General features: G+C 57.9%; 22 protein-coding genes and 1 riboswitch. Of the genes, 9 read left to right on the top strand and 13 right to left on the bottom strand.

Features of this window, described 5'->3' with window-relative positions; translation table 11 throughout:
* Together DESPR_RS06935 and DESPR_RS18455 are read left to right on the top strand one after the other, a co-directional pair.
* Complete coding sequence (locus DESPR_RS06935; RefSeq protein ID WP_015724098.1) at positions 1 to 1,818, top strand: thiamine pyrophosphate-binding protein; 1,818 nt, start codon at positions 1 to 3, stop codon at positions 1,816 to 1,818.
* A 217-nt stretch (positions 1,819 to 2,035) separates the two neighbouring features.
* Complete coding sequence (locus DESPR_RS18455; RefSeq protein ID WP_169701555.1) at positions 2,036 to 2,194, top strand: hypothetical protein; 159 nt, start codon at positions 2,036 to 2,038, stop codon at positions 2,192 to 2,194.
* Between the two features lie 45 nt (positions 2,195 to 2,239).
* On the opposite strand, the gene DESPR_RS18450 is transcribed toward DESPR_RS18455, so the two are convergent.
* Positions 2,240 to 2,560 carry a P-loop NTPase family protein gene (locus tag DESPR_RS18450; protein WP_272867050.1) on the bottom strand — a complete coding sequence of 107 codons (321 nt, stop codon included), beginning with the start codon at positions 2,558 to 2,560 and terminating at the stop codon, positions 2,240 to 2,242.
* Positions 2,553 to 4,556: a TonB-dependent receptor plug domain-containing protein gene (locus tag DESPR_RS06930; protein ID WP_015724096.1), complete on the bottom strand. Its 2,004-nt coding sequence runs from the start codon at positions 4,554 to 4,556 to the stop codon at positions 2,553 to 2,555. Before DESPR_RS06930 ends, DESPR_RS18450 begins: the two co-directional genes overlap by 8 nt.
* A 554-nt stretch (positions 4,557 to 5,110) precedes the next feature.
* A riboswitch (cobalamin riboswitch) is annotated at positions 5,111 to 5,292 on the bottom strand.
* Positions 5,293 to 5,571: 279 nt separating this feature from the next.
* Between DESPR_RS06930 and DESPR_RS06925 the strand changes: the two genes are divergently transcribed.
* Together DESPR_RS06925 and DESPR_RS06920 are read left to right on the top strand one after the other, a co-directional pair.
* Positions 5,572 to 6,150, top strand: coding sequence for a TetR/AcrR family transcriptional regulator (locus DESPR_RS06925; RefSeq protein ID WP_015724095.1), 579 nt, complete (start codon positions 5,572 to 5,574; stop codon positions 6,148 to 6,150).
* A gap of 80 nt (positions 6,151 to 6,230) precedes the next feature.
* Positions 6,231 to 6,755 carry a hypothetical protein gene (locus tag DESPR_RS06920; RefSeq protein WP_015724094.1) on the top strand — a complete coding sequence of 175 codons (525 nt, stop codon included), beginning with the start codon at positions 6,231 to 6,233 and terminating at the stop codon, positions 6,753 to 6,755.
* A 259-nt stretch (positions 6,756 to 7,014) separates the two neighbouring features.
* On the opposite strand, the gene DESPR_RS06915 is transcribed toward DESPR_RS06920, so the two are convergent.
* Positions 7,015 to 7,920, bottom strand: a complete 906-nt coding sequence (locus tag DESPR_RS06915; protein ID WP_015724093.1) for a LysR family transcriptional regulator — start codon at positions 7,918 to 7,920, stop codon at positions 7,015 to 7,017.
* Between the two features lie 163 nt (positions 7,921 to 8,083).
* Between DESPR_RS06915 and DESPR_RS06910 the strand changes: the two genes are divergently transcribed.
* Complete coding sequence (locus DESPR_RS06910; protein WP_015724092.1) at positions 8,084 to 9,373, top strand: MFS transporter; 1,290 nt, start codon at positions 8,084 to 8,086, stop codon at positions 9,371 to 9,373.
* Between the two features lie 74 nt (positions 9,374 to 9,447).
* On the opposite strand, the gene DESPR_RS06905 is transcribed toward DESPR_RS06910, so the two are convergent.
* Entirely contained in the window at positions 9,448 to 10,026 is a 579-nt protein-coding gene (locus DESPR_RS06905) for a hypothetical protein (protein WP_015724091.1), read from the bottom strand.
* 342 nt (positions 10,027 to 10,368) lie between these two features.
* Here DESPR_RS06905 and DESPR_RS06900 point away from each other — a divergent pair, with 342 nt between their 5' ends.
* Both DESPR_RS06900 and DESPR_RS06895 read left to right on the top strand, forming a co-directional pair.
* Positions 10,369 to 11,997, top strand: coding sequence for an ABC-F family ATP-binding cassette domain-containing protein (locus tag DESPR_RS06900; protein WP_015724090.1), 1,629 nt, complete (start codon positions 10,369 to 10,371; stop codon positions 11,995 to 11,997).
* A gap of 142 nt (positions 11,998 to 12,139) precedes the next feature.
* Complete coding sequence (locus DESPR_RS06895) at positions 12,140 to 12,757, top strand: hypothetical protein (RefSeq protein ID WP_015724089.1); 618 nt, start codon at positions 12,140 to 12,142, stop codon at positions 12,755 to 12,757.
* 100 nt (positions 12,758 to 12,857) lie between these two features.
* Here DESPR_RS06895 and ndk read toward each other — a convergent pair whose 3' ends face one another.
* The 7 genes from ndk to DESPR_RS06860 all read right to left on the bottom strand — a co-directional run bounded on the left by ndk (position 12,858) and on the right by DESPR_RS06860 (position 19,526).
* Positions 12,858 to 13,274: a nucleoside-diphosphate kinase gene (gene ndk, locus DESPR_RS06890; RefSeq protein WP_015724088.1), complete on the bottom strand. Its 417-nt coding sequence runs from the start codon at positions 13,272 to 13,274 to the stop codon at positions 12,858 to 12,860.
* 252 nt (positions 13,275 to 13,526) lie between these two features.
* Positions 13,527 to 14,687, bottom strand: coding sequence for an ABC transporter substrate-binding protein (locus DESPR_RS06885; RefSeq protein ID WP_015724087.1), 1,161 nt, complete (start codon positions 14,685 to 14,687; stop codon positions 13,527 to 13,529).
* 136 nt (positions 14,688 to 14,823) lie between these two features.
* Complete coding sequence (locus DESPR_RS06880) at positions 14,824 to 15,729, bottom strand: 4Fe-4S binding protein (protein ID WP_015724086.1); 906 nt, start codon at positions 15,727 to 15,729, stop codon at positions 14,824 to 14,826.
* Positions 15,726 to 16,316 (bottom strand): 4Fe-4S dicluster domain-containing protein, encoded by a 591-nt coding sequence (locus DESPR_RS06875; RefSeq protein WP_015724085.1) that lies wholly within the window; start codon positions 16,314 to 16,316, stop codon positions 15,726 to 15,728. The genes DESPR_RS06880 and DESPR_RS06875 overlap by 4 nt, the downstream gene beginning before the upstream one ends.
* Complete coding sequence (locus tag DESPR_RS06870) at positions 16,313 to 16,603, bottom strand: chaperone NapD (RefSeq protein ID WP_015724084.1); 291 nt, start codon at positions 16,601 to 16,603, stop codon at positions 16,313 to 16,315. The genes DESPR_RS06875 and DESPR_RS06870 overlap by 4 nt, the downstream gene beginning before the upstream one ends.
* An 83-nt stretch (positions 16,604 to 16,686) precedes the next feature.
* A complete protein-coding gene (locus DESPR_RS06865; RefSeq protein WP_043770815.1) occupies positions 16,687 to 19,074 on the bottom strand; it encodes a molybdopterin oxidoreductase family protein in 2,388 nt (795 codons plus the stop codon).
* 86 nt (positions 19,075 to 19,160) lie between these two features.
* Complete coding sequence (locus DESPR_RS06860; RefSeq protein WP_015724082.1) at positions 19,161 to 19,526, bottom strand: cytochrome c3 family protein; 366 nt, start codon at positions 19,524 to 19,526, stop codon at positions 19,161 to 19,163.
* A gap of 234 nt (positions 19,527 to 19,760) precedes the next feature.
* Between DESPR_RS06860 and DESPR_RS06855 the strand changes: the two genes are divergently transcribed.
* Together DESPR_RS06855 and DESPR_RS06850 are read left to right on the top strand one after the other, a co-directional pair.
* Positions 19,761 to 21,338: an ATP-binding protein gene (locus DESPR_RS06855; protein WP_015724081.1), complete on the top strand. Its 1,578-nt coding sequence runs from the start codon at positions 19,761 to 19,763 to the stop codon at positions 21,336 to 21,338.
* Complete coding sequence (locus DESPR_RS06850; protein WP_015724080.1) at positions 21,335 to 22,675, top strand: sigma-54-dependent transcriptional regulator; 1,341 nt, start codon at positions 21,335 to 21,337, stop codon at positions 22,673 to 22,675. Before DESPR_RS06855 ends, DESPR_RS06850 begins: the two co-directional genes overlap by 4 nt.
* A 32-nt stretch (positions 22,676 to 22,707) precedes the next feature.
* Here DESPR_RS06850 and DESPR_RS06845 read toward each other — a convergent pair whose 3' ends face one another.
* Both DESPR_RS06845 and aroB read right to left on the bottom strand, forming a co-directional pair.
* Positions 22,708 to 23,205, bottom strand: a complete 498-nt coding sequence (locus DESPR_RS06845; RefSeq protein ID WP_015724079.1) for an FmdB family zinc ribbon protein — start codon at positions 23,203 to 23,205, stop codon at positions 22,708 to 22,710.
* 67 nt (positions 23,206 to 23,272) lie between these two features.
* Positions 23,273 to 24,382: a 3-dehydroquinate synthase gene (gene aroB, locus DESPR_RS06840; RefSeq protein ID WP_043769795.1), complete on the bottom strand. Its 1,110-nt coding sequence runs from the start codon at positions 24,380 to 24,382 to the stop codon at positions 23,273 to 23,275.
* Position 24,383 lies beyond the last annotated feature (1 nt).

Below are 24,383 nucleotides of genomic sequence, written 5' to 3'. Positions count from 1 at the left end.
GTGGAAGAGTCGGTCTTCCTGGCGGGCAAAGTTCTGAGTATTTCCTACTGGAACTGCCAGCCAATATGGTTTTTTTCTCAACGGTTGGAAATCATTCACGGAATCATCATGAATAATGCGGAAATATTGGCCAAAAGCCTCGTCGATTTGGGCGTGCGAAGAGTTTTTGGATTTTCAGGTGTCACGATAATGCCCGTTATTCATGCGCTGGATGCGTGCGGGATAGAGATCGTGGTTTGCTCGAATGAGCAGTCATGCGCCTTTGCTGCCGGAGGATATTCCCGATCCGGTGACGGTATTGGTATCACGGTGGTCACGTCGGGTCCGGCCATTACGAATACCCTGACCGCGGTGGCTGACGCGAATGCTGATTCGATACCCTTGTTGGTTTTTGCCGGACAAGTCGCCCGAATGAAAATGGGTACCGATGAGTTTCAGCATATAAATGTTGAAAAAATTTTTTCGGGAGCGGCGAAAAAGGTAATTGTAATCAATGAACTGCACAATATAGAAGAAATCGTCAAAGACGCCTATTTCTTCGCCAAGTCGGGCAAGCCGGGTCCGGTGGTCATTGATTTTCCATTTGATATTCAAAATCGTGAAGGGGTCTACCAGGCCATCGCTGTTGAACGATTTCGCTATAAATATGACGAAGAGCGGCATCTAGGGGAAAATCAATGCAGCCAGTTTTTTCAGCTTCTGCAGAGTGCGAAACGTCCCCTCCTGTACATCGGCGGCGGGTTGAATTCAAAGGCGGGAAGTGAGCGGATCAGAACGTTCAACCACCGCTATAAGGTGCCGTCGATCTGGAGCCTGATGGGCAAAGGCATCCTCAATGAAAAAGATGACTTCGCCCTCGGCATGCTGGGCATGTTTGGCGTTCCTGCCGCCAACATGGCCATTCAAAAAACGGATCTTTTTGTTGCCTTCGGTGTCCGCTGGGATGACCGTGTTTCCCAGAAGGTGGGAGAGCTCGGTCTCGAAGCCGATATCGCCTATTTTGATGTCAATCCCGAGAAGGTTCAGGAGGTTCGATTTTCGCGAAAACCACAATTCACTTTCATTGGCCGGGCCGAAACAGCCCTTGATGACTTGCTCAACTATGCAGAAAAACACGCCATTGAGTTGAATATCGGTGAATGGCAGGAATACGGACGTCAGTTAAAAAGGAAATTTCCGCTGAATTTCAACAGAAATGCCCAGGCGATTCAGCAAGCCGAGGTGATGGAACGCCTCTCGACCCACATCACGGAAAACATGAAAATAACCACCGGGGTCGGAAATCACCAGATGCTTGCCGCCCAATATCTGGCGACGAAATCTCCAAAATCCTTCATTACTTCAGGTGGGTTTGGAACCATGGGCTTTGCCTTGCCCAACGCGATTGGCACCTATTATGCCAATCCCAGCGCCATGATCCTGGCCATCGACGGCGATGGCAGCCTGCTGATGAATCTGGGCGAGCTGTTTACCATCGGCCGGTACGGTTTGCCCATAAAGGTGCTTTTGCTGAATAACCATGGCGAATGCATGGTCAGGAACTATCAGAAATTTGTTTATGAGGGCAATTATGTGGCGACCAGGAAGGTCAATACTGTCAACTTTGCAACTCTGGCCAAGGACCTGTCCTTTGCCTTCTCCAGGCGCATTGATGACAGACGCGACCTTGAAGAGGGACTGAAGGCATTTTTGCATGCCGAAGGGCCTTGTTTTTTGGAAGTTCTCTGCGACAAAGACGAAATGCTGTATCCACGGATACCGGCTGGGCAAGGATACTCGAACATGATTCTCGGACCCTATATGGAAGCCAATGCATAACGACTTGCAACAGATGACGGAAAGCCATGCAGCCGATCCAGGTTTGTCAAAATTGAATCTCCTGGGGCAGATACAAGCGCAGCCAGTTGCCTCCTCTCCTTGTTGCCGCTTGGCGGAAAAATTGTTCAAGATGAGCCAACGGCATGTGCCCCAGGTCGCTTTTCCGGTCGGACAATTGAGGTGACGTTCCGCCGGCAAACGGAACGGCCGGAATGACATGGCAACCGGAAACAATTCCAAGGCGCGGAAAAGCAACCGGGGCAGATGGCGCGAATACCCAACCATTCGCGGACTGTTTCCATTCAAATACACTGAGCAGCTGTCACGCTGCCCGGCAGGGTACCACCCGATCATTCCGGATCTGATCGTTCTCTGACGGAACCTGCCGATCACTTTCCAGATCTGGTTGGTCCCCCGTTGGTCAGGCCCGAAAGGATGCAGGCATGCGGGACGCATTCTGGGTGGAGCGTTGCAGGCAATGCAGGGCGTGTTCGCCTTTGGCCCGGCCGGCCTCGACCACGATCTTGTTTTTGCCGTCGGCATTGCTGGTCACCTGGGTATCGGCCAACTCCATGAAGCCCTTCTTCATCCCTCGCAGTTCGTCGCTCCTACAAGCAGCAACAGCAAGAAAAATCGACCATGGAGCGGACCGTGCTCTCGCTCCGCGCACCACTGCCACGGCCACGGTCCCGCTCTGGACCATGTCAAAGCCGGCCGCCGGTTGTGCGGTGACCCTAAAAATGCACCTTCAAGCCGCCATACACGGAAATTCCCGGCATGCAGTACCCGGATTCCGTGTACGCCTTGTCGAACAGGTTGTCGACCCGGGCGAATAGTTCCATGTTTTGCAGGGCCTTGTAGGTGGTGGACAGATTGACGGTGGTCACGCCGTCCTCCTCCCATCGGACACTGTTCCAGCCGGCGTCATACAGTGGGACGATCTTTTCATCCTGCCAGTTGACGTCCACGGCCATGGTCAGCTTGTCCATGGGATAGAAAGTGACGATGAAATCGACCTTGTTCCTGGGCAGATACGTATTGCGGCTCCAATCGGCATCTTGGTCGGCCTTGGAGCGGGAGTCGATGTAGGTGTAGGCCAGATCAAAGCGGACCAGCTTCCAGGGATGCAACCGGATAGAGGTTTCAACGCCCGAACTCTCTCCCTCCTTGGCGTTTTCGTAGCGCATGGCTGTATTGTCGAAAATGATCATGTCATCGAACCGAGTTTCAAAATAGGTCACGCCGACCTGCACCTTGCCGCCTGCCAGGCTTTGGTCGACGCCCATCTCGTAGCTTGTGCTTTTTTCCGGCTGCAGGTCCGGGTTGCCGACGGTGACCAGGTTGCCGTTATACAGATAGCCACCATAAATTTCGTATAATCCGGGGGTGCGATAACCAGTGCCCACATGGGCATGCACCTTGGTTCCGGTATTCTTGAACAAATAGGCGGCCGAGGTTTCCCACACCGCCTCACCGTCGAATGCTTCATGATCGTTGTAGCGGCCGCCCAGGTTGAGGAACAGGCTACGGTCCAGCAGGGCCAACTGGGCCTGGCCAAAGGCATCCTTGCTGCCCCATGACTCTTCGAAACGGACCGGAGTGTAGTCGCCGGCATATGGGTTTTTAGGCTCCTGGCCGTCGTACTCCGATTGCTCGTAATCGGCGCCCAGGTTGAAGGTCAGCCACTGATTCACATGCAGATTGTGTTGCAGTTCCAAATAACTGGTTTCCCCCTCATACTTGGATTGATCGCCGTTGGTGGCAGACCAGAAGTAATGACGCTCGGTGGTGCCTTGAGACCCCTTGAGCGAGTAATCCCACAGCGAGGAGATCGCCTGCGTCCAATTCAGTCCCAATTGATAGAATTGCCCTTCGCGATGCTGGTCCGCATAGGCCTGGTTCTTGACCAGGCTGCCATCGGCACCCAGCGAAGGTGAACTGCCAAGGGCCACGTCGGAATCCGTGAACAGGGCGCTGAATTCCAGCGCGGTTCTGTCGGTCGGTTTGACGCCCGCGCCAAAGGTGGCGCCGGTGTTGTCGTACCAGTAGCCGTGGGGGCCATCGTTGTTTGCTCCATCGGTGGTGACGTACAGCGGGTTGACATCGACATAGAATTTTTCTTGTCCATAGGCCGCCCGGGCGTTGGTGATCGCGGTGTTGTTGGGTCCAAACTCGTTGCGCCACTCCGCCGTTGGTCCGGATTGCCACTTCTTGGGAATGATGTTGATCACCCCGCCCATGGCCTGGGAGCCGTAGAGGGTGCTGTTGGTTCCCTTGAGGATCTCCACCCGGTCGAGGCTGGCCCCGCTGTACATATCCTCGATGAAATACTGCAGAGTGCTTTGGGTGTCGGCGGCGTCACGCAGGGGCATGCCGTTGTACTGGTATTGGGTATGCTGCGACCCGGCGCCACGGATGCTGATGTTCGACCATTGCCCCACGCCGCCGAGACTGCGGAGAAAGACACCGGGTTCATTGTCCAGCAATTCGGGCAGAAAATATTGCTGGAGTTCCTCCCGATCCTCGCTGTCGACGATGTCGATGCTTTTGGTGGCTTCCTTGAGCAGGGTTTCCGTCCGCGCGGCCGTGACCACGATATCTTCCGCCTCGTGGGTGATCTGCAGTTCCTCGGACATCGTGACCTCCTGCTCGTTGGCCAGTACCGGGTCAGTGGTCCACGGCAACAGGGCCAGGGCCGCCAACACGTGGGACGGGTTCATGCTTTTCCTCGATTTCATTGTCACCTCCTGTAAAGGGTTCGTATGTGATCCAACGCGCGCATGGCCGCATCGATACGGGAGAAAGAGCTTCGTCCTCGCGCTCGTGGCGGAAAAACGGCGTAAAATATCAACAAAACGCATGCGGGGATTTGCGGCACACCGACGGGGCGAGGAGGTCGGTGGGAAAGCAGAGACCGGCGAATTGGCAACAGATGCAAACAACGTTCAACATGGCTCGTCCCCGTAGAGGGCAAGTCCATGGTGCTGATCGATGGGCCGGGAGGCAAAGCGAAGGGGGGAGTCGTCGATGGAGCGGCACGGAAGGCATCATCCATTGGCGCGCCACTCCGATGGCGGCCGATAGCGGATGGGAATGTAACCTGATGACGGGTCTGCATGGTGGCTCCTCGCACAGTTGAGTGACGGAGTCCTCTGCATGGATGGCCACGGCCCGCGGTTCCTGGGCATCGCACAAAAAAAATCCCGGATCGAATACAAGATTTCGATCCGGGATAGCCCTGTTTATCCGCAGAAATAATGCAAACCGGGTACGACGCCGTCCACGCAGTCGTCTCCAAACAACCATTCAGGCAGGTCTTCTGACTCCCGGATCATCCTACTGGCTGCGTCTTCCCAACCTCTTGGTCAGTGACATGGTGCAGCGTTCGTCCTCGGTCACAGCGGCGGGCCCGTCCCCGATTCGCGCGGGGTTCCCTCTTGCGTTCTCGCGAACACCTGAACTGTAGGAGGATAGAAACCATCGTCCAGGAAATGTCAAGGAAATAGTGTGCAACGTCCATCGGCATGCGGATAGGGGGCAATGTGCCGTCTACCACGGCAACAGATGCACACGCAATGCAACCGCATGGGTCCTTCATGAGCGTCCAGAAACTCGCGAAAGCCACAACGTGGCCGACGACAGCAGGTGTCGGCGGTGCGCAAGAGGGGCACGCACGGCGAGAAGACCGTCGGGTTGTATCGACCAAAGGTAAAATACTTGACAGATAGTAGACGACCGGTCTAATATCGAGTCATGTTTTCGAAGACGAAAGAGCACATTCTCGCCTGCGGCGGAGAGATCATTCATCACAAGGGATTCAACGCTACGGGCTTGCAGGAAATTTTACACTCCGCCGGCGTTCCCAAGGGTTCCTTTTATTTTTATTTCAAAAGCAAGGATGATTTCGGCCTGGCCCTCATTGACCACTACCGCGAGCAATTTGCCGAGCAGTTGCGGCCGGTCATCAAAGACGACAGCCTTTCTCCTGTTGATCGGCTGCAACGGTTCTTTCTCTGGTTTCACGACCACTTTGCCGCCAGCGGCTACATCAAGGGATGCCCCATTGGCAATCTCATCCAGGAAATGGGCGACATTCACCCGGCCTTTCGCGAGAAATTGCATGATTCGCTGGAACGCCTGATCGCCTTTGTGCGCGGTCAACTCGAGTTGGCTCATGAACAACAGCTTATCCCGAGCCACCTCGATCCCGATGCCACGGCTCGATTCATCATATCGGCCTGGCAAGGGGCTCTGATCCGCATGAAAGCTGTCGCCGGGCCAGAACCTCTGGAAAACTTTCACTCTATGATTTTTTCAGTGTTGTTGCGGTAAGCTCGACGAGGCAATCGTGCCGCATTCAGCGCGCACGGTTAATAGACGACCAGTCTACTATAAAACACGGAGGAGAGATTATGTTCACGCTTGCATATCAAACACCAGAAAAAGCGGCCGGGGTCGCCGCGGACGTGTACCAGCATTTCACCCAAAAACGCAGCCCGGTTCCCGCTCCCTTGCAGTTGATGAGCGCCAGTCCGGGATTACTTGAAGTTTTCTTCACCCAAATAAAATATTTCATGAAGCATCAGGCGCTGTCGTTTCCCATGCTTGCGGCCATCCGCTTGCTGGCGGCCCAGAAAGTTTGCTTCGATCACTGCACGATGTTGAACCGCATGTGGCTCAACAAAACCGGATTGTCGGAACAGGATTTGGCGGATTTGGTCGCGGGCAAGCCCGTGGAAGCCTTCAACGAAGCGGAGAACGCCTTGTTCACGACAGTCTCCCGTGTGCTTGATAAGCAGAAAATCACCCAGGAGGAGGTGGCGGCCCTCCGCAACCTGGGGTGGAGTGACAGCGATGTCCTCGACGCTTGCGCTCAGGCGACCAATATGGTGGGAACCGCCTACCTGTTCGAGGCGTTCTCCACCCCAGGAACCTGACCGAATCGATTTCAGGAGAGGCGTACCTGCGCCTTGTGATTGAAGCGCCGCGTGGTTGCCCCTGCCAATACCCCTTGTTCTCAATCCGGTTCATGCCCTCAAAAGAACGCAAGAGCCGGCCGGTCCTTGGCGGAAACACCGCCCGGGACCGGCCGGCCGGATATGCAGGAACCTTTCGCCCCGTTGAGCTCGATGTTGTCCAATACATGCAGTGGTTGGACCGCAACACGCGATCCGCCCGAGCGGTTTGCCTCCTGCTTCAACGGACGGCCAGGCGATTTCTGTCGTAGCCCCGGATCTGTTCCATCAGAAAATCGACGAACGCCTGATTGGCATGGGATAAATAGGCGCCTTTTTTCCAGGCAAGCATGAGGTCGAGATGCAGCGGCGGATCGAACGACACCGCACACAAATCCCGATCGTCCTCCGCCACCATCCGGAGCAGGGTGGAGATGCCCAACCCGCGTTTAACCAAGGACTTGACCAGGGAAAAGAGATTGGTTTCAAACACGATGTTCGGCTGCGCACCCGGCAATTCCTTGAAGATTTCCAGGAGCATCTCCCGCTGGTAATACCCCTCCTTGAACATGATCAACGGCTCGCCGGCGAAATCCGCGTAGCGCACCGCGCGGCGCCGGGTGAAGGCGTGGTCCGCCGGGACACAGACCATGACCTCTTCACGCAGGATATGGCGCACCTCCAAGTTCTCCGGAATCAGGCCGCCGGCAATGACGCCCATGTCCAGTTCGCCCTGGCTGATCATTTTCTGGATGCTGCCCGCCCCCTCGCCCGAGACGGAAATGTGCAATCTGGGATATTGCCGGGTGAAATCATGGATAATGGCCGGGAAAAAATAGGTGCTGATCATCGGGGTGATGCCCAGGCGGACTTCTCCCATGCCCAGTCCCTTCAAATCGGCCATTTCCATGTCCGCCGCCCGCAGGTCATCGAGAATGCGTTCCGCATGGGTGAGCAACACCTCTCCCTCGGCGGTAAGCGCCACCTTCCGTTTCTGCCGGTTGAACAGCACCAGTTCGAGTTCTTCCTCCAACTTCTGAATCGCGATGCTGAGGGCGGGCTGGGCGATGTTGAGGGTTTCCGCTGCCTTGGTGAAGTTGCCGTGACGGGCGATTTCGACGAAGAATTTCAGTTGACGTAGGTCCACAGCCCTTTTCCATACTTTTTATTTATCAATACAATAATAATTATATATTTTATTTATAAAAAGTTCATTGGTATTGTCACCCCAATCATAGGTGCATGCACACCAGCGTATTGGCGGGTCCGCTCCTTCCGGAAACCTTTTGCATCCCGGTGTTGCCACGTGCATGGACAAGCTCGCCGTCATTCAAAAACAGTCGACCAACACCACAATGAACAACAACCGCATGCAAAGCGGCAGCCCTGCCTTCCGCCAGGCGAACCTGGCCCTGTTTGCCGCCGGATTCGTCACCTTCATCACCCTGTACGATGTCCAACCGCTCTTGCCGGAATTTGCCCGCGTATTTGACATTCCCCCTGCCCTGGCCAGCCTGCCGCTGTCGGCGGCCACCCTAACCCTGGCGGCCGCCATGCTGATCGCCGGAACCATTTCCGAAACGCTCGGCCGCCGGCCGGTGATGATCTTTTCCCTGGTCATGACCTCGCTGCTGGCCCTGTGCAGCGCATTCAGCCACTCCCTGGTCTCGCTGGTCACGCTTCGATTCGTCCAGGGAATCGTGCTGGCCGGTCTGCCTCCGGTGGCCATGGCCTACCTGAGCGAGGAAATCGAACCAGCCACCATCGGCACCGCCATGGGCCTGTACATTGCCGGCAATGCGATTGGTGGCATGTCCGGACGCATATTCACCGCCACCATCACCGACTTCTTCTCCTGGCAGATCGCCTTGGGCCTGGTCGGGATCCTTTGCCTTGGACTGAGCCTGTATTTTGCTTACAGCCTCCCCCCCTCAACCCATTTCCGCCGGCGCCCCTTCGAAACACGCTATCTCTTCACCTCGCTGTACCAACAGCTCCTCGACCCGACCCTCCGCTGCCTGTACGCTATCTCCTTCATGGTCATGGGCAGTTTTGTCACCTTGTTCAACTACATAACATTCAGGTTGACCGGAGCCGAATTCGGCCTCACCCAGACCCTGGTGAGTTTTATTTTTCTTTCCTATCTCTTTGGCGCCGGCTGCTCGTCCCTGACCGGCAAGATGGTCAACCGCATCGGTCGCGGCGCAACCCTCCGCGTCGGACTGGCCGTCATGGCCGCCGGTCTGAGCATGACCCTGACGGGCGTTCTTCTCCTGGTCATCGTGGGGATTGCCGTGTTCACCTGCGGTTTTTTCGTGACCCACACGGCTGCCTCGACATGGGTCGGCAGGCAGGCGAAGACGGCCAAGGCCCAAGCCTCGTCGCTCTATCTGTTTTTTTACTATCTGGGAGCGAGCGTTTCCGGAACCGCGGGCGGGTTTTGCTGGACTCACATGGGCTGGCCAGGCGTTGCCTGCCTGATCGGCCTGCTGCTATTGACAGCGGGCGCCATCACCCTTCTCCTGACGAAACAGACCGCCGGATGCGAGCCTGCCGCCCTGCGACCCGGCGGACCGATCAATCCGCTTTCTCCGCGGTAGCCGTACTTTCACAAGAAATTGTTGATAACGAGGAGCCAAGTGGCCACTTTCACAGGCAGAGTGCTGCCTCTGCATCATTTGAACCGAAACGATGCGAGGAAGTCGTTGATTGTGCTCTCCCAATGCTGAAAATTCTTTTCAGCCGTTGCCGGATCAGGTCCTTGACCACCGCAGGAAACCGACCAGGTCAAGCCAGGAGTGGCGGTCATGACCACCTGACCCGAGATGTAGGTATTGCCGCTTGTCCGGTATTGGAATCGCGCCAGATGTGCCGGGCGGACATCAAGCTTACCCGCGCTGGCCTTGACCACCTTGACGACCCCGCCCCCCTGGCCCAAGACTTCCTCAAGCTCCGCTGGTGTTGGCGGCTCGATGAAAATTTGATCGATGTCGCTTTGCTGGGCGTTTGCCGCGTTGGGGTAACGTTTGACGATGACCGTGCATTCCGCGTTCGGGCCCTTGGCCGGAGCCGCCACCTTGACCCGGACATTGGGCACGGAAGAGGGCCCAATCGCCCAGGAAGCCGGATAGTTGCAGCTGAAGCCGAATTCCTGATTCCCGTATGTTTTCAGTTTTTTCGCTCCGCTTGCGGCTGGGGCCAAGGCGCAGCAGGCCATGAGGGCAAAGGTGAGGTATTTCAAGGCGGTGGTCATGGGGATGGTCTCGGGATGATGTTGTTGGGGTGATCTCTCGTGAAACGGCGCAGAGCCTAGCACATTCCGGGGTACCTGCCAATGCCTTCCAACCGCTTGTGCTTGACCTGCCGTTTGCGGGCTGCCTGCACCACTTGCCCGTTCAGTGGCGGCGGCCAGCTCCGGCGCGGGAATGGGCAAAAAAACGGATTTCTCTTTTTTTGCTTCATTTTTTAGCCATTTCAGGGTAGGTTCGCCGCTCTTTCAACAACGCCGCGCAAAAGCGTGCGGTGTTCCCCGGAATATCCCGTCCCTGTCACGATGAATACCGTGGCACTCTTTTTTTTCACAGGAAGTCCTTTTATGCTGCAAGCGACCAACATCGCGCTTTCCTATGGCAAGCGCGTCATTTTCAAAGACGTCAACATCAAATTCACCCACGGCAACTGCTATGGCCTGATCGGAGCCAACGGCGCGGGAAAATCGACCTTTCTCAAGATACTCGCCGGCCAGAAGGAAGCGGACAAGGGCGAGGTATCGATCGATCCCAAGGAACGGATCGCCGTCCTTCAGCAGGATCAGTTCGCCTATGACGAGCACACGGTGCTGGACACGGTGATCATGGGACATCGCAGGCTCTACGAGGTGAAAATGGAGCGAGAGCGGCTCTACGCCTTGCCCGAGCTGTCCGAGGAGGATGGCATGCGCTGCGGCGATCTTGAGGTCGAATTCGGCGAGATGAACGGTTACGAAGCCGAATCCGAGGCCCATGTGCTGCTCAGCGGCCTGGGTATTCCCGAGGAAATGACCGGCCTGAAGATGAAGGATTTGGACGGTGGCGACAAAGTGCGGGTGCTCTTGGCCCAGGCCCTGTTCGGCAACCCGGACATCCTGCTGCTGGACGAGCCGACCAACAACCTGGACGTCCAGTCCATCGCCTGGCTGGAAGAGTTTCTCATTCGCTTTCCCAACACGGTGATCATCGTTTCCCATGACCGCCATTTCCTCAATCAGGTCTGCACCCACATGGCGGATATCGATTTTGGCCAGATCCGGGTCTATGTGGGCAATTACGATTTCTGGTACCAGGCCAGCCAGCTGGCTCTTGCCCAGAAGCAGCAGGAAAACAAGAAAGCCGCCGCCAAAGTGGCGGAACTCAAGGAATTCATCCAACGATTCTCCTCCAACGCCTCAAAGGCCAAGCAGGCCACCTCGCGCAAGAAACTGCTGGATAAGATCACCATCGAGGAAATGCCCGTTTCCTCGCGCAAATACCCATGGATTGCCTTCAAGCCGGATCGGCCCTGCGGCAACGTCATCCTGGAAGTCGATGGCTTGAGCAAGACGATCGACGGGGTTAAGGTCTTGGACAATCTCAGTTTTTCCGTTGGCAAGGGGGAAAAGATCGCTTTTGTCGGTACCTACGGCTTGGCCAAGACCACCCTGTTCCAGATTCTGATGGGGGAGCTGGAGCCTGATTCGGGCAGTTTCCGCTGGGGCCAGACCATCACTCCGTCCTATTTCCCCAAGGAGAACAGCGCCTTTTTCACCAGCTCCATGAATTTGCTGGAATGGTTTGGCCAGTTCATTCCCGCCAGCGAGGGCGAAAGCTATTCGCGCGGCTTTCTCGGCCGGATGCTTTTTTCCGGCGACGAAGTGCTCAAGAAGACCTCCGTGCTCTCCGGCGGCGAGCGGGTGCGCTGCCTGCTGGCACGGATGATGCTGAGCGGCGCCAACGTGCTGCTCCTCGACGAGCCGACCAACCATCTGGACCTGGAATCGATTACCTCGCTCAACAACGGCCTGATTGCTTATCCCGAGGTGATCCTGTTTGCTTCCCACGACCACGAATGCGTGGCCACCGTGGCCAACCGGATTATCGAAATCGGGCCCAAGGGTGTGATCGACAGGATGACCAACTTCGACGACTATCTGGCCGACGCCGCCATCGCTGTTCACCGGGAGCAAATCTATCATCAAGGAAAAAGGTGAATACCACAATAAGATACATTTTACCAACAACCACCATGTGGTATTTTTCTCCTTGACGATCCCGGATTGGGGTTTATCCTGTAAGTACCTCAAACAACTGTGTTGCGCAGGATATGCGCACCAACCATCCAGGAGATTTCCCATGTTTCGTCGTCACCTTTTTCCTGTTGTCGCGGCCCTTTTCCTTGTTCTCGCCGGCGGTTCATCGGCGTTTGCGGAAGAGCAACCGACCGTGCCGCCGCCCCCTGCGGCCATGGATCACGGCACACACAACACCGCTTCCCCCGCGCCACCTGCCGACCATAGCGGCCATGCCGCGGACAAGGCTGGAGAAGCGGCACAACCGCCAGCCGGTCATGACATGGCCGCCATGCACAAACAACATGAGGCGATCATGGCTCATGTCGCCACACTGCGCACCGAGATGACGGCCATCAAGGCCACTACCGATGTGCAGGAGCGCAAACAATTGATGCAGGCGCACCTAACCTCAATGACCAAAGCCTTGAACATGCTCAATGGTCTCGGTTGCGGGGCGATGATGCAATCAGGCAAGTGTCCCATGATGCAAAACATGCAACACGGTCAGGGACATGGCGACAAGCAGGGGCACGCCGGTTCGGCTATGCCGCACGGCGGCATGGACATGGGACACATGGCCATGTGCCAGCAAATGATGCAGCAGAAAGCCGAGTTGACTAACAGCCTGCTGGAACAACTGATTGAAATGCAGGGACAGTTGCTGGAAGGAGGGAAGTAATTCACCTCTTAAGTTGTGATCTCATCGAAATGACACAAAAAAAGGCGGTCCCTCGGGGCCGCCTTTTTTTGTGGTTGGCAAAATGAAAACCCGGAGGCAATCACATCAGCAGTTCCAGGCCGGAAAAGAAATAGCCGATCTCAAAGGCCGCGGTTTCCGGGGCATCGGATCCATGGGTGGCGTTGGCTTCCAGGGAATCGCCGAATTCACGGCGCAGGGTGCCTTCGGCGGCATTGGCCGGATTGGTGGCGCCCATCAGATCACGCCATTTCTTGATCGCCCCTTCCGCCTCCAGCACCATGACGATGCAGGGTCCGCTGGACATGAAATCGGTCAGTTCGCCGAAAAAGGGCCGGTCCTTGTGCACGTAATAGAATCCTTCGGCCTCGCGTTTGCTCAAATAGAGCTTTTTCATGCCAACAATCTTGAACCCCTCGGCATAGATGCGGGCAATGATTTTCCCGGCATTGCCGGCAAGGAAGGCGTTGGGCTTGATGATGGCAAATGTACGTTCCATGGTGCGTTGTTCTCCTTGTTAGACAGAATGGACGAATTGAACAGAGGCGCTTGCCGGCAGCATTGTGCAGGCGGTTGGTGCGAAATTGCGCCTCCTATACCATGAAGCCGTGCTCACGGCAAGACGGACAGGCCATTCTTTTCCGCTGGCAACGGTCCAGGGGAGCGCACCGCAAAAAGGGGAAGGGAACCAGCTGGCTCCCTTCCCCTCATTCACTGTCCGGCGGGAGAGCATCCCCGCTGACAAGGCCGATTACTGTTCCAGCAGGACGAACTGGCCGTTTTTGACCGTGAGCATGGCAAAGGCATCCAGCCCCAATCCGCCATGATCGGTGGGCGAGAAATTGAAGGTGCCGGCGGTGCCGATCAATCCTTTGATATTTTCAATGGCGGCGCGCACCTTTTCCCGATCCTCGCCGCCGACCTCGATGGCCTTGGCGAGAATGGTCATGGCGTCGTAGGTATGGCCGCCAAAGGTGGATACCTTCTCGTTGAACTTGGATTCATAGGAATTCTTGTATTTCAGCAGAAAGTCCCGCTGCGGTCCGGCGGGCAACGCTTCGGCAACCAGAAGGCGGCTGGCGGGAAAGATGATGCCTTCGGCGGCCACACCCGCTGTCTCGGCGTATTTGATGTTGGCAAATCCGTGGCTCTGGTAGAGGGGCACATCCCATGTGGCTTGACGGATATTCTTGGCTAGAATGGACTGAGCCGGCACGATCGACCAGTTAACCACCGCCTCGATCTCGGCATTGGCCTTCAGCTTGGCGACAATGGCCATCAGGTCAGTGGCGCTCTTGTCATACACTTCCTCGGCGACAATGGTGATACCGAATGCCTGGGCATTCTTCGCCAACTGTTCCTTGCCCGCTTTGCCAAACCCGTCGTTGCCGGCCAGGACCGCTATCTTTTTGATCCCCTTCTTCTGCATGGTCATGAAAATCTGCTGGGCCGCATAGCTGTCGCTGGGCGCGGTCTTGAACACATGCGGCGCCACCGGATTGACGATCAGTTCCGCCGCCGAACAGGAAATCAGAATGGTTTTGCCGTCCTCGGCGATCTTCTTGATGCTGAGACTCTCGCCACTGGTCGAGGGGCCGATGATGGCGAACACCTTTTCCTCCTCGATCAACTGCTTGGCAAAGGAGACCGCCTTCTCCGGGCTGCCGGCGGAGTCCTTGACGATCAACTCGATGGTCTTGCCGTTGATCCCTCCCTTGGCGTTGAGCTCCTCGACCAGCATGCGCAGCGATCGGACTTCCGGGCCGCCCAAAAAGGCCGCCGGACCGGTTTCGGCCAAAATGGCACCGATTTTGATAGCCGCCGCCTGGGCCAGCGAGGTCATCAGTACCAAACTCAACACGCACAACCAGCCGCAGCGGAGCATCCGCAGGGCACCATTTCGTTTTTTCATCCTCTCCTCCTCGGTTATTGAACAAGACGCTGTACCACTCTCGACGGAGATGTTATGACAAATCACGGGGGGATAGTCAACGAATACCTTGGCGAAGTGGCCGGTGCCGCCAGGTCTTTCGCAACGGATTCATTGATTATTTTTTCTCAATCACGCCGATCATGGCGCTTGGTGGGGGCGCATCCCCTCTCCCCTGCCCCGTGGCGACGGGTCCTCCCCGCCAGCAAAACGCCAAGGCGCCGTGGTCGCAGCTGTCGACACACATGCCGCAATTCCAGCAGTAGGCGGAGAGCGATTCATCCCTACTCGGCGCAAGCCCGAGGGGACAGGCGCGATCACAACGGCCGCAGCCGGTACAGCTCTCGGCATGACGCCGGATCACCAATCGCCTGACCATGCCGACTAGGGCCAGCAGTCCGCCCAGTGGACAGAAATAGCGGCAGGAGAAACGACGGGTCAGCAACTCCAGCAGTACAATAACGATGATCAGGACACCTTCCCAGGCCAGATTGCGGAAGTAGACGGCCATCATCAATTCCCTTCCCACCAGACCGGGTGGCGAGAGGAAAACAAATAACGGCGCGCCGAGGACGAGGGAGAGAAGCAGCTCGGCGATCAAGGTGAACCACAGAACCCGCCGAGCCAGCACCAGCCGGTCGCGAAGATTTTTTTCCCGGGCGATCCGCTGCCTGACAACAGCCACCGTCTCGGCCAAGAAACTGATCGGGCAGATCCAGGAACAAAAAACTCGGCCAAGCAAGACGGCGAGCAACAAGGGGATCAGCATGCCGATGAGGGTCGAGAACGAGAACTGTCTCGTGACCAGCAGGCTTTCCATCCCTTCGAGCGGCGAAATCAGGCGGAGTTCGCCGATGCCCAGCGATTGGAACCAGCCTTGGACAAAGGTGATCCCCAAAAAATAGTTGAGCGCCGGGTTGATCAACAAAAGAAGAAAGGCAACGGCCAACAACAGACGGCGCCACGTGTCGTAACGGACCCGGGCGGCGATGGCCAACGGCTGAATCTGACGGCGGGCATTCATGTCGGAAGGACTCTCGCCAACGGTTCAATGTTGACCGCCTTGAGCCCCTTGTCGGTGACGATTGGGCAGGCATGGGTACAAAGGCCGCAGCCGGTGCAGGCGTCCTCGATCACTTCGGGCATCAGCTTTCTGAGAACGATGGCCCGCTCCTTGAACGGACAGACATCGTAGCAGGTCCGACACAAGGCCACTCCGCTCCAGGCGGCGCAGGTAAACCGGTTGATCACCGCCGTGCCCATGCGGGTGGCTTCTTGCGCAACCCTGCGCAGGCTGCCGGTGGGACAGACAAGCACGCACTTCATGCACAGGGCGCAAGGTTTCAGTTCCACCGCGATCAACGGCGTGCCCGCGTGGATGCCGGCGCGGATATCGAGCATGGTGATGCAGCGGTAGGGGCAGCTTTCCACGCAGCGGCCGCAGCGAATACATTGGCCGGCAAAACGTTCCTCCGGCACCGCGCCGGGCGGCCGCAGGCGGTTGGTGGTCACCGGCGACCGGAACAGGCTGGCATGGCCCTCGCGCACCCCGAGAACAGCCGAGGCGGTCACCAGGCGGCCGAGCAGTTTGAGGAGGTGGCGGCGCTTCACACTCCGGCTCCATCTTCCCCGGTTGGTCGCGTCCGCGTATTGACCGTGTCCGCCAGTTGGTCTTCCATGTTGAGGTAGGTCAGGCCGGCATGGAGAACCAGGGGGCACTCATTGATTGCCGTGAGCAGCCGCTCCATCTCGTCGCAGGTTTGGGTCTCCAGAACCGCGACAATGTTGCCGCGTTGATCCGCGCCGTGGATTTCCACCCCGGCCAGGGCAAGCAACTGAGTTGTGGCCGTCTCCATATCGGCTGGCCGAATCGCGATCACTGCTCCACCGATGGGCATCGGAAGGTCTCCATGACAAAATGACTCGTCTTTTCAGAGGATAACGTGACGGGAAGAAAAAAGCTTCTTCCCGTCCGCACCGATCAAACCAAAAACGGGGTGAGTGGCCGCGGCCCGGAAACGCGCTGGATCTGAACCGCGCAGATCTTGAACTCCGGCTCCTTGGAGGCCGGGTCGTAATCGTCCTTGGTCACTTTATTGATCATCCTGGTCTGCTCCTGGTCGTGCCAATAGACAAACACCATGCCCTCGATCGGCCCTTCGTAGACCTTGGCCGGCAGCAGGTTGACCCCGCGCCGTGACCTGACCTCGACCATGTCTCCGGGCTTGATGCCCAGTTTTGCCGCGTCCTTGGGGTTGATCTCCACATAGGCATAGGGGTTGGCCCGCAGCAGTTCGGGAATGCGGCCGGTCATGGACATGGTGTGCCAGTGGTCGATGATCCGGCCGGTGGACAGATAGAAGGGATAGTCCGCGTCCGGCACCTCCGAGGGCTCGGCCTGGGGCCGCAGCCAGATCCACAGTTTGCGGTCCTCGTGGGCCGGACCGTAGAACTGATAGGGCAGATCGTTTTTCGATTCGCTGTCGGCCATGGGGTCCAACCCCTTGACGAACTTCTTGACCGTGCCGCCTTTGAGGGCGAACTCCTCGGTGGGCGCCGGCCATTGGACGCCGTCGGCCATGCGGCCCAGCACCGCGTAGCTGGCGCCGCGCAGGTCGTTGTCGCGGCCCTTGGTCAGTTTCTGGGTATACTCGTCCCAGATGGCCTGCGGCAGGGCGAAATCCTCCTCCAGACCGTCAAAAGGTTTGACGCACTGGGCGATGACCGGATCGTTAAGCTTGGTGGCCAAGCGTTTGGCCCACTCGCGGGCGATCCACACCTCGGGCTTGGCCTCGCCCGGCGCCTTGATCGCCTTGCGGGTCAGTTGCGAGCGCCGTTCGGTGCAGCCGTAGACCCCGGTCTTCTCGAAGTGGAAGGCGGTCGGCAGAATCAGGTTGGCGTACTCGGTGGTGCGGGTTTTAAAAATGTCGGTGCAGACGATGAAGCAGTCGTCGCTCGCCAATCCCTTGTTGTACAGGTCGCAGTTGGGCAGGCTCTGGGCCGGACTGGTGCAGTTGATCCATACCGCCTTGACCGTGCCCTTGTTGACGGCGGTGAACAGATCCATGGTGTGCAGCCCCGGCTCTGCCGGGATGCGGCCCAGGGGAATGCCCCAAGCCTCTTCCACCTGGTTGCGCATCTTCTCTTTTTCCACCGGCCGATGACCGGGGAGGATATGACACAATCCTCCGGCCTCGCGCACGCCGCCGCAGGCATTGGGCTGGCCGGTGAGTGACAGGGAATCGGCTCCCTCCTTCATCAACTGGCCGGTGAGGATGTGCAGGTTGTGGATCAGGTTGTTGGCCCACACGCCCTGCTTGCGCTGGTTGATGCCCATGCACCACAGGCTGACCGTGCCCTTGGAGGTAGCGAACCAGCGGGCCACCTGACGGATATCGTCGGCGGTGATGGTGCCGCCGCAGGTCTTGGCCGCGGCCTCGGGCGTATAGGGGGCGACAAACTGAGCGAATTCGTCGAAGCTGGCCGCCTTCGCTTCCTTGCCTTGTTTGAACACCGCATAGTTGCCGAGGAACTGCTGGTCATGGAGTTTCTCGTCGATGATCACCTTGGCCATGGCGTTGAGCAGGGAGAGATCGGTGCCCGGCTTGAACTGGAGGTGCTTGTCGGCAATGCGCGAGGTCTGCGACACCCGGGGGTCGGCGTTGATGACCTTGACCTCGGGATTGTCGAGCTTGCGCCGCATGATCCGGCGGAACAGCACCGGATGGGCCTCGGCGGTGTTGGAGCCGATAATGAAAAAGCAGTGCGCCTTTTCCAGATCCGCATAGCCACCGATGGGCTCGTCGGCGCCAAAGGAGGTCATGTAGCCACCCACCGCGCTGGCCATGCACAAGCGGGGATTGCCCTCGACGTTGTTGGTCTTGAGCCCGCCGCGCATGATCTTCTGGAACAGGTAGGTTTCTTCGGTCAGACACTGGCCGGAACCGTAATAGGCCACCGCATTGCCGCCATGGGCCTTGACCGCGGAGCTAAACCGCTCGGCGGCGATATCCAGAGCCTTGTCCCAGCTGATCTCCTTGAAGGGATCGGCCTTCCGTTCGCGGTAGAGCGGCTTGGTCAGACGATCCTTGTGGCCCATGCATTTCCAGAAATGCATGCCCTTCATGCACAGATAGCCGTAATTGGTGCGCGCATCGGCCACCCCGCGCAAGGCAAAGGGCACGCCGTTTTTCACCCCGAGTTCCACCCGGCAGCCAACACCGCACAAACGGCAGGTGCCCCGGTGCCAGGCCTCGTCTTCCGCCGCCCGTGCCATGGTGTTCACATCCACAGGCAACTGCATGCCCACAAGGGACGCAGCCGAAAGTGCCGCTGTCTTCTTGATAAAATCACGTCGTGTTTGAGCCATCATCACCCTCTCCTCAATATGGTTACCCATTCCATCAGTTGATGTGTCGGCCGGCTCTTCCCCGCCGGGCCGTCCACCGGTCGGTTCTATTTCTTGTTGAAGGAATGCGGAACATGGCACTGCCAGCAGGGTTTGTCCTGCGGACATTTATGCATCATGTTCTCGTGGCAGGCCGCGCAGTCCTGGGGTTGGGGCGTGACCCGAAAGGTTTCAAAGGTGCCGTGACACTGATAGCACTTGACCATGGCCACTCCATGGCGCGAGTCAAACCACTCCTTGTGGAGCTCCGGGGTGGTTTCCGCATGGCACTGATCGCAGGCAATGTACTGGTCCTGCTCGGAAAGCGGTGGATGGCCGCCGGCGGATTGGGCGGCCAGGATCGGGGCGGCCCAGCCGGTTGCCAGCAGCAACGCGACCAGGCTCCGAAACAGTCGGTGGGCATTGTGTTTCACGTTTCTCCTCCTGACGGTTTTGCTTCCTCTGGAAATCTGACAGAACAGAACGTGTAAAAAACAAAGCAACAACTATTCCAAACAAGAGATGTTGTCTTTTTAATAGGTTACAAGGAAAGCCAGTTTCAACTGTTACCATGAGGTAGCAATCATAGGGCAACTGTGTTACCTTGCGACGATACGCGCGGGGTATTGTTCCGCACCAGGTTTGCAGAGTGTTTTCGGGGACGTGGTATGACACTGAGGGGAAAATTCATCCTTGCCGTTGTCGGCATCCTGACCCTGTCCTACGGGGTTCTGCTCCTCTACACCTCCCACCTGCAAAACCGCCTGGTCATTGGCCAAGCCGAACAACAGGCCCGCATGCTCTATCGTCAGGTGCTGCTCACCCGCCAATGGGTGGCGGACCACCAGGGACTGTTCCTGGTCCAGACCGAATCCACCCAACCCAACAACTATCTGAGCGAACCGGTGATGACCACGGCGTCCGGCCTCGTGTTGGTGAAACGCAACCCGGCCATGGTCACCCGCGAGTTGTCCGAATATGCCGGCAAGAGCGGCATGGCCTGGTTTCGGGTGACCAGCGCGCGGCCGATCAATCCCGCCAACGCACCCGATCCGTTTGAACAGCAAAGCCTGCGGCGCTTTGCCGAGGGCGCAACCGAACACCTGGCAATCGACCGCGACCGGGACGGCCGCGTCCTGCGCTACGCGGCACCGTTGATCACCGAATCCTCCTGTCTCACCTGCCACGGCGAACACGGCTATCATCCCGGCGAGATCCGAGGGGCGCTGTCAATCACCATTCCCATCGTCTGGGCCGATACCTTCATCCACGAAAACAATCGAACCATTCTCCTGCTGGGACTGTTGTCGGTATGTGTTGCCGCAGCGGTGACCCTGCTGCTTTTCAACCGACTGGTGGGCCGGCCGGTGAGCCAGTTGTCCCATGCCATGGCCGCCTTTCCCGAGCAACCGGTGGAAGCCTTGAAACTGCCGGGGACCGGCGATGAATTCGGCTGCCTTTCTGCCTCGTTCATTGCCCTCTGCCAACGCCTGACCGCGTCCCAGCAAGCCCTTGCCACGGCTGGGGAAAAAGGTTTCCGCGCCGAGAAACTGGCGGCACTCGGCCAGCTGACCGCCGGCATTGCCCATGAAATCAACAACCCATTGGCCGGGATGCTCAACTGCGTGTCCGCCATGCAGAAGGAGCCGGAAAATCTGGATGTGCAGAAACGATACCTGCCCCTGTTACACAAAGGATTGAAGCGGATCGAGCTGACCATGCGCCAACTGCTCAACTACGGCCGAGTCGATCCCCTCCAGGTCCATCAAGTCGACATCGACACCGTCATTCTCGACTGTCTGGAACTGCTTGGCCACCGGCTGCGCAACATCGTGGTCAATCTGGACCTGCACTTCAACGCCCTCTGCTGCATCGACACCGAGGCCATCAAGCAGATCGTGATGAACATCGCCCTCAACGCTATCCAGGCCATGCCCGATGGCGGCAGCCTGCTCCTGGCCACCCGTGAGGAAACGGGATCGGTGGTGCTCATCATCGAGGACACGGGCATCGGTATTGCCCGGGAGATACAGGACCGTATTTTTGATCCTTTTTTCACCACCAAGGAGGTGGGCGAGGGAACGGGCTTGGGGCTGGCGGTGACTCTGGCCATGGTGCAGCGCCTGAACGGGCAGATCGAGGTTCGCAGCGAACCGGGGAGCGGCTCAACCTTCGCCGTCACTCTGCCCATTGACCGTCACTGCCTCAACGAGGGAAACGACAACGCCATGCAAGGGGAAGCATGAAACAGATACTGCTGGTGGAAGATGACGAAATCATGCGCATTTCACTCCATGACCGGCTGCGCAGGGAACGATGGCAGGTTGACGCGGCCGTCAACGGGCGCGATGCCCTGTCGCTGTTGGACCAGAAGCATTATCACCTGATCCTTTCCGACATCCGCATGCCCGGGCTGGGCGGCATGGAGCTCCTGGAATGGGCGCGCAAGCAGTCGCCGTTGATCGACATCTTCATGATGACCGCCTACGGATCGGTGGAGGACGCCATCACCTGCCTGCGCAACGGTGCCGCCGACTATATTCTCAAACCCTTTGAAATGGATGATCTGATCATCCGCATCAACCGCATCTTCGAGATGCAGACCGTGCGCGCCCGTTGCGCCTCGCTGGAGGACAGGTGCCGCCAGGAACATCAGGAAATCATCGGCAACAGCACGGCGATGCGCACCCTGCTCAAGCTCATCAACCAAATAGGGCCGACCGATTCGACCGTTTTGATCAACGGCGAATCAGGCACCGGCAAGGAGCTGGCCGCCAATGCCTTGCATCGGGCCAGCCGTCGGGCGGACAAACCCTATATTCGCATCAATTGCGCGGCCATTCCCGAAGGATTGCTGGAATCCGAGTTTTTCGGCCATGAAAAGGGCGCTTTCACCGGAGCGCACGCGAAACGGCTGGGCCGATTCGAATTGGCCGACGGCGGCACGCTGCTGTTGGATGAAATCGGTGATCTGCCCCTTGGACTTCAGGCCAAACTGCTGCGGGTGATCGAGGAGGGAGAATGTGAACGGCTGGGCGGGACAAGGACGATCAAGGTGGACGTGCGCCTGCTCTGCGCCACAGCCAAGGATCTGAAAAAGGAGGTGGAGGCGGGACAGTTCCGTCAGGACCTGCTCTACCGGTTGAGCGTCATTCCCCTGACTCTTCCGCCCCTGCGTGAACGGATCGAGGACATCCCGCTGCTGGTCAGCCATTTCCTCCGAGGTTTTGGGCACAAGCGGGGCATGACGCTGTCGCTGTCCAAAGAGGCGATGGACTGTCTGCTCAACTACGATTTTCCTGGCAATGTTCGAGAGTTAAAAAACATCATCGAGCGGGTGTCCGTGCTGTCGCCTGGACCGGTCATCACCGTGGAGGATCTGCCCGCCGATCTGCACAAGGCGGAGCAAAAGGCCAATGGCGCCATCATGCCGCTGGCTGAAGCCCTGGCCAGCGCCGAGAAGCAGTGCATCGTCCATGCCCTGGCCCACTCCGGCGGCAATCGGACCCGGGCCGCCGAGACACTGGGCATCAGCCGGAAAAACCTGTGGGAGAAAATGAAGCAGCACCGAATCGAGGTGTGATCACCGCCCCACAATCAGTCTTTTTCCTCGCTCTACAGTTCGTAGAGCCGTTCGTCGTGGCGGGGTGGCCGGCGGCCTCCAGACTGCGCCTTTTTCTTCATCGCCTCCAGACTGAAGGGTTCCTCGCCGTCCATCAGATCGCCCATTTCCTGTTCGATCTGCTCCGGATCTTCTCCCGCTTCCATGCGGGCAATGGCCTCGTGCATCGGTTCGCCCAGATCAAGGCCAGTGGCATCGGCGAACTTGCGCATCAAATTGGCCATCTGCCGCGGATCGTCCTCGTTGACCTGTTCGGCCTCGCGCATCAGACCGGCCAGGGCGCGCTCCATCTTGGCCTCGTCCATACCGGCCAAGGGATTGTCTTCGTCGTTTTCCTTGGCTTTGCCGATGGTGGCAAAGGCGGACATCATCTTCCGCAGCTCCGGTCTGCCGCACTGGGGGCAGTTGGGCCGCTTGTCCCGGTTGGGCCGGCTGGAGAAAAAGTTGAAAACCGTGTTGCAATCAGCGCAAAAAAATTCGTAGATCGGCATGGCTATCAGTGGTGGTGAAAGGACAGGCAAAGGCACGGTTGCCGCTGTTCATTGGTTGCCGCTTATGTTAGGCACTGCCAAGGATTGCGTCAATATCGTCCTTGTCCACCCGATCGGTCACGCATACCCTGCCAATCTCCTCGGGCAGCACAAAAAAGACCCGCCCACCAATGGTTTTTTTATCGGTGTGCAGATAGTTCCACAGGGTAGTCCGATCGAATTCCGACGGAATTCCGGTGGGCAGCTGGTATTTGGCCAGCAGCGCCTCGATCCGATCAGCAACCGATTGGCTGGCATAGCCGGCTCGAACCGCCAAATCGGCGACAGCACGCATGCCGATGGCCACCGCATAGCCATGAATCAGCCGATAGCCGGAGGCCGCTTCCACCGCGTGACCAATGGTATGGCCAAAATTGAGGATCCGGCGCAGCCCCCCTTCCCGTTCGTCCTGTTCCACCACCGAGGCCTTCATCTCGCAACAGCGGCGGATCATCGACACTATTACCTCCGGTTCTAGGGCGAGAATGGCTGAATGATGCCGATCAAGCCAGTGGAAAAAATCGGCATCCATCGAAACGCCGTATTTGATCACCTCAGCCATGCCGCCACGAAATTCTTCCTGCGGTAAGGTGTGCAGCACCTGGGTGTCGATGATCACCGCCCGCGGCTGGTAGAAGGTGCCGAGCAGATTTTTTCCTTGAGGGATGTCCACACCGGTCTTCCCGCCCACCGAACTGTCTACCTGAGCCAACAGGGAGGTCGGCACCTGGACAAACGGGATGCCGCGCATGTAGATCGAGGCCAAAAATCCGGTGATATCGCCGGTCACCCCCCCGCCCAGGGCCAACAGGCCATCGCCACGGTCAAACCCGTGCTCGGCGAGCGTGCTGGCCAGGGTGCCGATGGTCGCCAGATGCTTGCTCGCCTCGCCGTGGGGAAAAACGATCAGTTCACTATCGATGCCCGCTTGCCGCAGGGATTCCTGTACCTGCGCACCGTAGAGAGCAGCCACCCGATCGTCACTGATGATGCCGTAACGTTTGGCAAATCTGCCTGCCCGCAGCATCGGCCCGACCCGCTCCATCACCCCCGTGCCGACGGTAATGGGATAGCTCCTCTCGCCTAGTCCTACCTGAATCGTCTCTTCCACTCCGCCCTCGCTTCCTGTGCAATTCATA

Origin of the sequence: Desulfobulbus propionicus DSM 2032 (assembly GCF_000186885.1) — a bacterium.
In the GTDB taxonomy this organism is placed as follows: domain Bacteria; phylum Desulfobacterota; class Desulfobulbia; order Desulfobulbales; family Desulfobulbaceae; genus Desulfobulbus; species Desulfobulbus propionicus.
The sequence above is the reverse complement of the archived record's forward strand: the minus strand, read 5'-3'. Positions and strand labels throughout refer to the sequence as shown.

What these genes read in the sequence shown, in the direction of transcription:
- DESPR_RS06870 (WP_015724084.1), bottom strand. Translation starts at nt 16,603, where the DNA reads ATGCCCATCGGTGGAGCAGTGATCGCGATTCGGCCAGCCGATATGGAG.
- DESPR_RS06845 (WP_015724079.1), bottom strand. Translation starts at nt 23,205, where the DNA reads ATGCCGATCTACGAATTTTTTTGCGCTGATTGCAACACGGTTTTCAAC.
- DESPR_RS06855 (WP_015724081.1), top strand. Translation starts at nt 19,761, where the DNA reads ATGACACTGAGGGGAAAATTCATCCTTGCCGTTGTCGGCATCCTGACC.
- DESPR_RS06900 (WP_015724090.1), top strand. Translation starts at nt 10,369, where the DNA reads ATGCTGCAAGCGACCAACATCGCGCTTTCCTATGGCAAGCGCGTCATT.
- aroB (WP_043769795.1), bottom strand. Translation starts at nt 24,382, where the DNA reads ATGAATTGCACAGGAAGCGAGGGCGGAGTGGAAGAGACGATTCAGGTA.
- DESPR_RS18455 (WP_169701555.1), top strand. Translation starts at nt 2,036, where the DNA reads ATGGCAACCGGAAACAATTCCAAGGCGCGGAAAAGCAACCGGGGCAGA.
- DESPR_RS06910 (WP_015724092.1), top strand. Translation starts at nt 8,084, where the DNA reads ATGGACAAGCTCGCCGTCATTCAAAAACAGTCGACCAACACCACAATG.
- DESPR_RS06905 (WP_015724091.1), bottom strand. Translation starts at nt 10,026, where the DNA reads ATGACCACCGCCTTGAAATACCTCACCTTTGCCCTCATGGCCTGCTGC.
- DESPR_RS06850 (WP_015724080.1), top strand. Translation starts at nt 21,335, where the DNA reads ATGAAACAGATACTGCTGGTGGAAGATGACGAAATCATGCGCATTTCA.
- DESPR_RS06895 (WP_015724089.1), top strand. Translation starts at nt 12,140, where the DNA reads ATGTTTCGTCGTCACCTTTTTCCTGTTGTCGCGGCCCTTTTCCTTGTT.
- DESPR_RS06880 (WP_015724086.1), bottom strand. Translation starts at nt 15,729, where the DNA reads ATGAATGCCCGCCGTCAGATTCAGCCGTTGGCCATCGCCGCCCGGGTC.
- DESPR_RS06930 (WP_015724096.1), bottom strand. Translation starts at nt 4,556, where the DNA reads ATGAAATCGAGGAAAAGCATGAACCCGTCCCACGTGTTGGCGGCCCTG.
- DESPR_RS06925 (WP_015724095.1), top strand. Translation starts at nt 5,572, where the DNA reads ATGTTTTCGAAGACGAAAGAGCACATTCTCGCCTGCGGCGGAGAGATC.
- DESPR_RS06865 (WP_043770815.1), bottom strand. Translation starts at nt 19,074, where the DNA reads ATGGCTCAAACACGACGTGATTTTATCAAGAAGACAGCGGCACTTTCG.
- ndk (WP_015724088.1), bottom strand. Translation starts at nt 13,274, where the DNA reads ATGGAACGTACATTTGCCATCATCAAGCCCAACGCCTTCCTTGCCGGC.
- DESPR_RS06885 (WP_015724087.1), bottom strand. Translation starts at nt 14,687, where the DNA reads ATGAAAAAACGAAATGGTGCCCTGCGGATGCTCCGCTGCGGCTGGTTG.
- DESPR_RS06920 (WP_015724094.1), top strand. Translation starts at nt 6,231, where the DNA reads ATGTTCACGCTTGCATATCAAACACCAGAAAAAGCGGCCGGGGTCGCC.